12 protein-coding genes are annotated in these 9139 nt (G+C 33.3%); 7 read left to right on the top strand and 5 right to left on the bottom strand.

Annotated elements, in window-relative coordinates:
- Positions 1-120: 120 nt before the first annotated feature.
- The 3 genes from cch1 to KA909_RS10460 all read right to left on the bottom strand — a co-directional run bounded on the left by cch1 (position 121) and on the right by KA909_RS10460 (position 3232).
- Positions 121-1911: a cassette chromosome replicative helicase gene (cch1, locus tag KA909_RS10470; RefSeq protein ID WP_210130185.1), complete on the bottom strand. Its 1791-nt coding sequence runs from the start codon at positions 1909-1911 to the stop codon at positions 121-123.
- Positions 1911-2060 (bottom strand): hypothetical protein, encoded by a 150-nt coding sequence (locus KA909_RS10465; RefSeq protein WP_002434105.1) that lies wholly within the window; start codon positions 2058-2060, stop codon positions 1911-1913. The genes cch1 and KA909_RS10465 overlap by 1 nt, the downstream gene beginning before the upstream one ends.
- A 182-nt stretch (positions 2061-2242) precedes the next feature.
- On the bottom strand, positions 2243-3232 hold the full coding sequence (locus KA909_RS10460) for a hypothetical protein (RefSeq protein ID WP_023350832.1): 990 nt from the start codon (positions 3230-3232) through the stop codon (positions 2243-2245).
- Between the two features lie 110 nt (positions 3233-3342).
- On the opposite strand from KA909_RS10460, the gene KA909_RS10455 reads away from it, so the two are divergent.
- A complete protein-coding gene (locus tag KA909_RS10455; RefSeq protein ID WP_306299722.1) occupies positions 3343-3585 on the top strand; it encodes a GNAT family N-acetyltransferase in 243 nt (80 codons plus the stop codon).
- A gap of 495 nt (positions 3586-4080) precedes the next feature.
- Here KA909_RS10455 and KA909_RS10450 read toward each other — a convergent pair whose 3' ends face one another.
- Positions 4081-4428, bottom strand: a complete 348-nt coding sequence (locus KA909_RS10450; RefSeq protein WP_002434548.1) for a MerR family transcriptional regulator — start codon at positions 4426-4428, stop codon at positions 4081-4083.
- Between the two features lie 77 nt (positions 4429-4505).
- Between KA909_RS10450 and KA909_RS10445 the strand changes: the two genes are divergently transcribed.
- The 6 genes from KA909_RS10445 (at position 4506) to KA909_RS10420 (ending at position 8773) form a co-directional block, all read left to right on the top strand.
- Positions 4506-5189 (top strand): type 1 glutamine amidotransferase domain-containing protein, encoded by a 684-nt coding sequence (locus KA909_RS10445; RefSeq protein ID WP_193839868.1) that lies wholly within the window; start codon positions 4506-4508, stop codon positions 5187-5189.
- Positions 5190-5210: 21 nt separating this feature from the next.
- Positions 5211-5876 carry an SDR family oxidoreductase gene (locus tag KA909_RS10440; protein WP_193839869.1) on the top strand — a complete coding sequence of 222 codons (666 nt, stop codon included), beginning with the start codon at positions 5211-5213 and terminating at the stop codon, positions 5874-5876.
- A gap of 3 nt (positions 5877-5879) precedes the next feature.
- Positions 5880-6884, top strand: a complete 1005-nt coding sequence (locus KA909_RS10435; RefSeq protein ID WP_002434486.1) for an NADP-dependent oxidoreductase — start codon at positions 5880-5882, stop codon at positions 6882-6884.
- 8 nt (positions 6885-6892) lie between these two features.
- Complete coding sequence (locus tag KA909_RS10430; RefSeq protein ID WP_002434567.1) at positions 6893-7258, top strand: DoxX family protein; 366 nt, start codon at positions 6893-6895, stop codon at positions 7256-7258.
- A gap of 537 nt (positions 7259-7795) precedes the next feature.
- Entirely contained in the window at positions 7796-8413 is a 618-nt protein-coding gene (locus KA909_RS10425; RefSeq protein WP_002434082.1) for a CadD family cadmium resistance transporter, read from the top strand.
- Between the two features lie 18 nt (positions 8414-8431).
- On the top strand, positions 8432-8773 hold the full coding sequence (locus KA909_RS10420; protein ID WP_193839872.1) for an ArsR/SmtB family transcription factor: 342 nt from the start codon (positions 8432-8434) through the stop codon (positions 8771-8773).
- 19 nt (positions 8774-8792) lie between these two features.
- Here the strand turns inward: KA909_RS10420 and KA909_RS10415 are convergent.
- Positions 8793-9139: arsenate reductase/protein-tyrosine-phosphatase family protein (locus tag KA909_RS10415; RefSeq protein WP_210130184.1), on the bottom strand; the 347-nt coding region annotated here is incomplete at its 5' end.

Here is a 9139-nt window from a genome sequence, read left to right as displayed (position 1 = left end):
TATCATCGACTTCTACTGAATCAATTGTGTAATTTAATAAGTTGACGTTTGTTTTCATTTTTATGCCTCCGATTAATTTAATGAGCTACAACGCATAGCGCGTTGTAGCGATATTTATATTTAGAGTTCTAAATCGCCCTTTTCTTCCCATTCTCTACCATTTTTAACAAATTTGTTGAGTAATTCCTTATTTGTTGTATTATTATCAAATTGCGGTGGTGTGTATGGTTCAGAATTTGAGCTTAAACCGAGAACAGGTGCAAACTCACTAGGCAATACAAGATGGTAGAACAAGATCGTTTTTGTTTTGCCTTGAGTATCTTTGACATTACGTTTGATAGCTATCCGATCGGAATCCATCTGGATATATCCTTCTGCTCTTAAACTATCTATTACATTTTTTACATCTTGGTATTGGTTTTCTTCTAACATATGTTTAAAAACATCTTTAAGCATCTTGACTTGAATGTGATCGTCTTTCAGCTCAATAAGGCCATAATTTTCAGTCATTATGGAGAGTTTTTTACTTTCTGCAAACTTACTACGATTGCGTGCCACGAACTGAACTACACTATCAATCGCCTTGGCTCCCAAACTGCGCTCACTTACGGAATCTACATGATAACTAACTAGATATTCTCTAACTGCATCCAAATCGATAGGAGTTGCGATTACACGTTCTAATATTCGTGCTGAAGTCGTAATGGTGGCATAGCGCTTGAACATACGTATACCTACATTGTTTGTTTCATTGTTAAGCTGTGCTTTGAACCAATCGTGTTCTTTATGAAACCACTTGATTACTTCAGATTCACGATTTAGAAGATATTCAGCTACTAACGGCATTACGTGTCCATAATTTTTTGATGTTCCTTTTTTAATGGCGTCTGCATTGTCAGCACTTGTTGTAAAGACATCAGAAATTTCGATGCATCTTGCTCTCAAACCATCATTTGCACTAGCATCTTTAAAAATCGTGTGTTCTGCTGTACTAATCACACTAGATCCAAAATGGTGAGGTTTTTTTACATTTCCCTCTCGATTAGCACGTAGGCGACCTTGACCTTCTGCAAGCGAATAAAGCAAACCATTGGTATCTTTAAAGGTCGCTGCTGATAATTCATCTAATACAATAGGAACACCAAAATTGTTACTTAAGTATCCTTCAATTGCATTACGGGTGCCGTTCCAACCTCTGAATAATGTTTGGTCACCTTTAGATGGATTACCTGCTATTGAAACTGCTAATGCCGCTGCAGTCGATTTACCCGTACTAGAGTTCCCCATAAATGAAAATATCGTGCCAAAATATTCGACTTCATGCTTTGTTTTTAAGAACGCAGTCACTAATGAAGAAACACCAAATATCACAGCAAGCTCCAGTAACAAGTTTCCTTTTACTTCATCAAGATACATTTGCCACCAGCCTTCAAATGTACCTTTAGGTTGTAAGTCATACTTTGTTTCACAAATGATTTCATCAGCCTGAGACTGCTCGATGTCTTTTGAAAGATATGGTTCATCTAATGAAATGACAGTACCTTCATCAGTACGTAAGACACCTACACCTGTATACAATGTAGAAATGGGTAGTGATTGACGCATTAATTGTAGTGCATTACCTAGCGATTTAATGTACTTTTCATTGATGCTGAACCCAAACATAACCAGTCTAGGTAACTTTTGTGTCGTTAGAATATCTGACGTTTCAATACGTTCAATATTTTTGCCATCCGTGATAGTCAATTTCTCAACCCCTGTAGTAGGGTCGAGAAATTTGTTTTTTATGATGATTGGACTAGATAAACGAATTATCTTATCTTCGTCATTTTTGTTTTTTGCTCGAATAAGTTCATACCATGCAGTTGAATCTAACCAGTATGGATATTGCTTGAATATGTTGTTCGTCATTAGTTGTTACCGCCTTTCCAATTACGCTTTTGACGCTTTGGATTCGGGCCTGTTTTCAGATAAACTGAGTTCCATTTACTATTCTTACTAATAATGATAAATGGAACACTTGGTGTGTGCTTTACAAAATATTCACCTTCGTACTTCATAATTATTTACCTCCGAATGTATTAATTTGTGTATCGGCCGAACACATATATAACTATATAGGTAATAGTGTGAGGAGTAAGTCTGTAAAATAACCTTTAAAATTCCAGACAAAAATTATGAAGAAATATATTGACAAAAAAGAAGTGCCGATGAAAAATCGGCACTTCTATAATGATGGTTACTATTTTGACGTGATATAAAAATATTCAGAATCATCAAGGTTATTTTTATCGTTGTTGTTCTTTAAATGATAATTTAAAGCTTTTTTTAATTCAGAAATAAGTTTGTTGCGATTTTCTTTGGTGTACTCTGGTGGATCTACTAGCTCGCTTTGACTTAATAATCTAGTTACTAAGGATTTAGGGGCAGATGCTTGAGTTTCTTTTTTAGTTAAATACTTTGCAAGGTTTACGTCAATTTGAACACGGCATTCTTGTTCTAAATAGTCACTATAGCTATAAGATTGGGTTGCAGCTAATCTTGCATTAACTTCGTCCTTGAGTTCATCTAATTCATCCATATAGTAATTAATTATATCTATTTTTTGAGCACTGCTAACATTTGGTGCTGTTATAATATCGATAACCTTAGATTTTATACCAACTTCGATATTTGAATCGATTAAGAAATATAAATAATAATTTGTCATAGCAGTTTTATAATCAATAGGATTAGTAATTTCATTTTTTATAAAATAATATATGTTATCATTAATTTTATTTGTAGATTCTAAGTCTTTTTTATTAACGCCATTTTTTAAAAAATGGATATAATCAGAGTTATTCGACAATATATCATGTATAACAAGTTTACTATCATATTTAAATGCATAGAATTTTCCAATTTTAAAATTTTCAGAATCAATACCAAGTGCAAGACAAAACTTTTTGAAATTTGCTGAAAAGTTAGTTTTAGTTGGCACAAATAAATCATGATCTTCCCACTTTTTTGGTTTGTTTTCCTCATCTACATTATTGCATCCATCAAGAAGATATAATTCATATTTAACTATGTCATTTAAAATCATTGGATATTTTTCCTTGTTACGAGTGTAGCGTTTACTATTTAATTCCTCATAAGACTTACTTGCTTGACTCATCACTTCTTTTACGTCTTTCGTATCTATATTTTCAATTATTGATTGTAACTCACGTCCCCAATTGCTATACATTAAATCACTCATTTCTATTTTTTAAATAATTATATCTTAAGAATTGTGAATATATAGAGAGAACATAGGTTCTTGATTTGTTATAATTATTTGTATTAAGTAATTTCGTTATAAAGTGGATTGAACAATATATTGCAGGTCTTTTTATTACAGATAATTACCGTAATAAAGGTATAGGAAGGTTTTTATTGGAAAGATTAAAAAGCGATTATAATGTACTTAATTTACATGTAAATGAGAAGAATGAAGGAGCCATTCGTTTTTATACAAAACATCAATTTGAAATACGATCTAAGGAATTTGAAGTAGAAACTCAAGAATATGAATATTTTATGAAATGGGATAGTAATTGAAATTACAAAAGTACCAATAAGTAATTTTATGTAAAAAGATAACAAATAATATACTCTATTAAGTCTTACAACTTGAGAGAGCTTTTTGTATATATTAAGCATTTATGCTACTAGTTGATATTAGATGTAAAGTATTTATAGTAGTAATATATCGTTTTATCTAGCTGTACGAAAAATCAATTACAAAAAACCCCATCAACAACCGATAAGCAGAACTCGTCAAGAGATGTCAGATAAGATAGTTTTAGTACTCTGTAATTTTAGGTATAAGGTATATTATAACCGTTTTAGCCTATCCATCCATCGCCCACTCATTCTATTCTAGCTTATCCACCCGACGCAATTTTCTGACTCATTCCAGCTTTGCGTATCCACCTATCGCCTTTACATACACACTTCATCTTTAAAATCTAAAATTTCCTTATGCTTATTCATTAACTATTCCTCCATACTCTTCTCATCGTTCTTTTAATTCACACACTCCCTTTTCCCTCGTCACTCAGTCATGGCAGTTTGTAATTTTTGTTCAATTAAGTCGATATGTGTACTGATCAAATTCCGTTGTTCATTCAAGAATTCTAGGTGTGCGCGTAACACGCTTGGGACATCTATTTGGTTTTGATAAAGCATGTCTGTGTTTTTTCGGATTTCTTTTAATGGCATATTCAAATTGCTTAAGCACTGGATAAATTTAATCATTTCGATATCGTCGTCTGTGTATAAACGCTTGTTATTGCTATCTCTGTCGATGTGTTTTAAGATACTCTTTTTCTCGTAATAACGCAGTTTGCTTTTAGGTATATTGCAATAATCTGAGACATATTCAATGTAATATTGTTTCATGTAAGCATATCCTTTCTCTTAAACCAAGGTTTAACTGATATTGTATTCTATATAAACATGAATGAGGAGGAAAGACAATGAAAAAGGCTTTAATTGTTGTAACAAACATTGCGAAATACGATAATTTAGAAAGACCTACAGGTGCGTGGTTCTCAGAGGTTACGCACTTTGCGAAAGATTTCTATGACGCAGGTTATGATGTTGATTTTGTAAGTCCGAACGGTGGGTATGTTCCTCTTGATCCTATCAGTCTTAGCCCTGAAATGATGGGAGCCGAGGACTGGGAATACTACACGGATCATGATTATATGAATAAATTTGGACAAACATTATCTCCAAAAGAGGTTAATCCTAGCGACTATCAAGCCATTTACTTTGCAGGTGGACATGGTGCGATTTGGGATTTTAGAAATAACAAAGAACTTAACGACATTGCGTTAAGTATTTACAATAACCAAGGCGTTCTCTCTTCTGTATGTCATGGTGCGGCTGGTCTACTCGACATTAAAGAAAATGGCGATTACCTCGTTCGTCATAAAGACGTGACTGGTTTTACAAATAGTGAAGAACAAGCAAATGGTACAACTGAATACATGCCATATTTATTAGAAGACGAATTTATTAGTAACGGTGCACATTTTAAAAAAGAGGATGACTGGAGCAATTTCGCAGTCGTAGATGGTCGCATTGTGACTGGTCAAAATCCTCAATCAGGACATGCTGTTGCTGAACATGCTTTAAAAATCTTAGCTAATCAATAATTTCATAAAGGAGCGATACACATGAAATCATTAATTATTGGTGCTAATGGTGGCGTTGGTCAACATCTTGTAAGTAAACTGAAAGAACGAGATGTTGATTTTACTGCCGGTGTTAGAAAAGAAGAACAAGTTGAAGTTTTAAAAGCAGATGGTATTGATGCAACTTACATTGATGTTGCAAAACAATCTATTGATGAATTAATAGAATTATTTAAACCGTATGATCAAATCCTTTTTTCCGTCGGTTCTGGTGGGAGCACAGGTGACGATCAAACAATTATAGTAGATTTAGACGGTGCAGTGAAAGCAATTAAAGCAAGTGAACACGTCGGTCGTCAACACTTTGTTATGGTATCAACGTACGACTCACGTCGAGAAGCTTTTGATGCGTCAGGCGACTTGAAACCATATACCATTGCTAAACATTATGCGGATGACTACTTAAGACATGCAAATTTAAAATATACCATCGTGCATCCAGGCGCTTTAACAAACGAACATGAAACGCAACAATTCAATATGAGTACGCAATTTGAAAATGTACAAAATCCGTCTATTACAAGAGAAGATGTAGCAGAAGTGCTTGTTTCTGTATTAACTGATGAAGTATTACAAGGTCACGAATTCCAAATCATCAATGGTGATTTGTCATTATCAGACGCAACGACTAAATATCTGGAGGAATAATAAATGAATAATCAACAAGTTGTACTTGCAAAACGACCACAAAGTATCCCTCAAGACGATGTATTTAGATTTGAAACAATAGAAACTCGAGAACCACATGCAGGTGAGGTTCAAGTAGAATCCATTTATGTATCTGTAGATCCTTACATGAGAGGCAGAATGAATGATACAAAAAGTTATGTTCAACCTTTCCAAGTGAATGAGCCATTACAAGGTCATATTGTTGGAAAAGTCACACAATCGAACGATGAACGTCTATCTGTCGGCGATTATGTCACAGGCATATTACCATGGAAAAAGATAAATACAGTGAATGGAGACGATGTGACCCCTGTGCCATCAAAAGATGTACCATTACATTTATATTTGAGTGTTTTAGGCATGCCGGGAATGACAGCCTATACAGGGTTGCTTCAAATTGGTCAGCCACAATCTGGCGAGACGGTTGTCGTGTCAGCTGCATCAGGTGCAGTAGGCTCTGTCGTAGGACAAATTGCTAAGATTAAAGGCGCAAAAGTTGTCGGTATTGCTGGTGGTAAGCAGAAAACAACATATTTAACAGATGAATTAGGATTTGATGCGGCCATTGACTATAAACAAGATGATTTCGCACAGCAACTCGAAGCGGCTGTACCAGATGGTATTGATGTGTATTTTGAAAATGTTGGCGGCGCAATTTCTGATGAAGTGTTTAAATACTTAAATCGATTTGCACGCGTTCCGGTATGTGGTGCAATTTCAGCATATAATAATGAAAAAGACGATATTGGACCACGTATCCAAGGAACGTTGATTAAAAATCAAGCATTGATGCAAGGTTTTGTAGTAGCACAATTCGCTGATCATTTTAAAGAAGCAAGCGAACAACTCGCACAATGGGTGTCTGAAGGTAAAATTAAATTTGAAGTGACGATAGATGAAGGTTTTGACAATTTACCTTCTGCATTTAGAAAGTTATTCACAGGAGAGAATTTTGGTAAACAAGTTGTCAAAGTCGCTGAAGAATAGAGAAGACTATGAAAAATATCATCGTAAGATTCATATTTAGTTTACTGTTTTATAAAAGTGGTGTTTCACACTTTAAAAATAAAGATATGTTTTTAAAAATCGTGCCGTCCTATTTACCTTTCAAACACGCAATAGTTAAGTGTTCGGGCATATTAGAATTTATAATTGTTTTTTATGTACTCGGTGCTAAAAATAGATCACGCGTAAGAAAAGTAGTACAAGGATTCCTTTGGCTCGTATTTCCTGCAAATATTTACGCTGCACGTAAGAACATCTCTTATAAAGATGAAAGAGATAGAACAGATAGTGTTAAGCAGCATGTCATTCGTTTACCATTACAATTTGTCATGGTCGCACTTGCGAAACTATTATAAGACTTATCATAGCCACGCCTGGAACATTACTTTTGTTCCAGGCGATTTTTTAATATTTACACTTAAAATCGACGTATATCAAATGATTCTCTTGACAACGCTTATGTGCTCTTTGTTTAAATAAGCTCATATCAGACATTTACTTTTCAATTTTTCTATAGTGATAAGCTTCTAAATTAAGAAAAGCATAAGTTAATTTGCGTGTATGAGTGTAAGAATAAATAAAATAATTATATTTTCATATAATTATTATGTGGCATTGTACCATTAATGTAATAATGTGGCCTGTAAGACAAATATGAGGAAGGTTCTATAAGGTGCTTCTTATTATTGAAATTGTTAAAAAAACAAAATGCAATGAACTGACAAATTAAAATCGCTTTAAGTCGTATTCTCAAAGAATCTATAAATCACTCGTATATACACAGCCCCTTACTATCAGTTAAAGTGTCACTTTTCGGTTCTAATATTTATTATTCATAAGATATGCAATATATGATACAATTCATTCAAATGTATATTTGAATGAGGTGCTCTATGGTTCAGACTATTATAACTGCGGCAATACTTTATATTGCAACTGCGGTAGATTTATTAGTGATTTTATTAATATTTTTTGCTAGAGCAAAGACTAGAAAAGAATATAGGGATATTTATATAGGTCAATATCTAGGATCGATGATCCTCATATTAGTCAGTTTATTTTTAGCTTTTGTGTTAAATTATGTTCCAGAGAAATGGATATTAGGTTTATTAGGTTTGATCCCCATCTACTTAGGTATAAAAGTTGCTATTTATGATGATTGTGAAGGTGAAAAAAGAGCAAAAAAAGAATTAAACGAAAAAGGTTTGTCCAAATTAGTAGGGACTGTTTCTTTAGTGACAATTGCAAGTTGTGGTGCAGATAATATTGGTTTATTTGTCCCTTATTTTGTAGCATTGGATATTATTGAATTACTGACTACCTTAATTGTATTTTTAGTTTTAATTTTCTTTTTAGTATTCACAGCACAAAAACTAGCTAGAATTCCTGGTGTGGGTGAAATTGTTGAGAAGTTCAGTCGTTGGATTATGGCTGTTATTTACATAGCATTGGGCTTATTTATTATTATTGAAAATGAAACCATACAAACAATATTAGGATTTATATTATAAATTAAGGTGTGACTTAATATGAATAACAATAAAATTTGTGACGTCATTTGTGTTCATGAGGAAAAAGTGAATTATGCTTTAAGATTTTTAAAAGAAGAAAAAACTCAACGGCTTATCAATACATTATTAAAGATAAGTGATGAGAATAAGCTGAAAATTATATTAGCTCTAATTAAAGAGAAAGAATTATGTGTTTGTGACTTATCTATAACATTAGGTTTGAGTATAGCTTCAACATCACATCATTTGAGAGCGCTGTATAAAAGAGACGTGCTGGATTTTTACAAGGATGGGAAAATGGCATACTATTATATCAAAGATATAGAAATGAAATCATTATTAATAAAATGTATGACTTAAATATAAAGAAACGCTCACATTAAACGAGCGTTTCTTTGAATTCTTGTATTCTTTTTCCAATTTCATCTCTAACACGTTGAAATTCTGGCCATTCTTTTCCTGCTGGATCATCAAAGCCCCAGTGTTCTTTTTTAACATTAGGTGGTAATATAGGGCAATTATCGTCTGCATCACTACATAATGTTACGACCAAAGCTGACTGTTCTAAGATATCACTATCAATCAAATCTGATGTATGGTTTGAGATATCAATATCCACTTCTTTCATAGCTTCTATTGCTTTAGGATTAACACCATGTGTTTCAATACCAGCAGAATAGACATTCCAATCTTCACCCAATATTTCTTTTCCCCAACCTTCAGCCA

This window comes from Staphylococcus sp. GDX8P54P, from assembly GCF_017893165.1.
Taxonomy (GTDB): domain Bacteria; phylum Bacillota; class Bacilli; order Staphylococcales; family Staphylococcaceae; genus Staphylococcus; species Staphylococcus borealis.
Note: the sequence above shows the minus strand (reverse complement) of the source record. Positions and strands in the feature narration are given on the sequence as shown.

Bases quoted from the DNA above. Each gene is read 5' to 3' on its own strand.
- cch1 (WP_210130185.1), bottom strand. From the start codon at position 1,911: ATGACGAACAACATATTCAAGCAATATCCATACTGGTTAGATTCAACT.
- KA909_RS10465 (WP_002434105.1), bottom strand. From the start codon at position 2,060: ATGAAGTACGAAGGTGAATATTTTGTAAAGCACACACCAAGTGTTCCA.
- KA909_RS10460 (WP_023350832.1), bottom strand. From the start codon at position 3,232: ATGTATAGCAATTGGGGACGTGAGTTACAATCAATAATTGAAAATATA.
- KA909_RS10450 (WP_002434548.1), bottom strand. From the start codon at position 4,428: ATGAAACAATATTACATTGAATATGTCTCAGATTATTGCAATATACCT.
- KA909_RS10445 (WP_193839868.1), top strand. From the start codon at position 4,506: ATGAAAAAGGCTTTAATTGTTGTAACAAACATTGCGAAATACGATAAT.
- KA909_RS10440 (WP_193839869.1), top strand. From the start codon at position 5,211: ATGAAATCATTAATTATTGGTGCTAATGGTGGCGTTGGTCAACATCTT.
- KA909_RS10435 (WP_002434486.1), top strand. From the start codon at position 5,880: ATGAATAATCAACAAGTTGTACTTGCAAAACGACCACAAAGTATCCCT.
- KA909_RS10430 (WP_002434567.1), top strand. From the start codon at position 6,893: ATGAAAAATATCATCGTAAGATTCATATTTAGTTTACTGTTTTATAAA.
- KA909_RS10425 (WP_002434082.1), top strand. From the start codon at position 7,796: ATGGTTCAGACTATTATAACTGCGGCAATACTTTATATTGCAACTGCG.
- KA909_RS10420 (WP_193839872.1), top strand. From the start codon at position 8,432: ATGAATAACAATAAAATTTGTGACGTCATTTGTGTTCATGAGGAAAAA.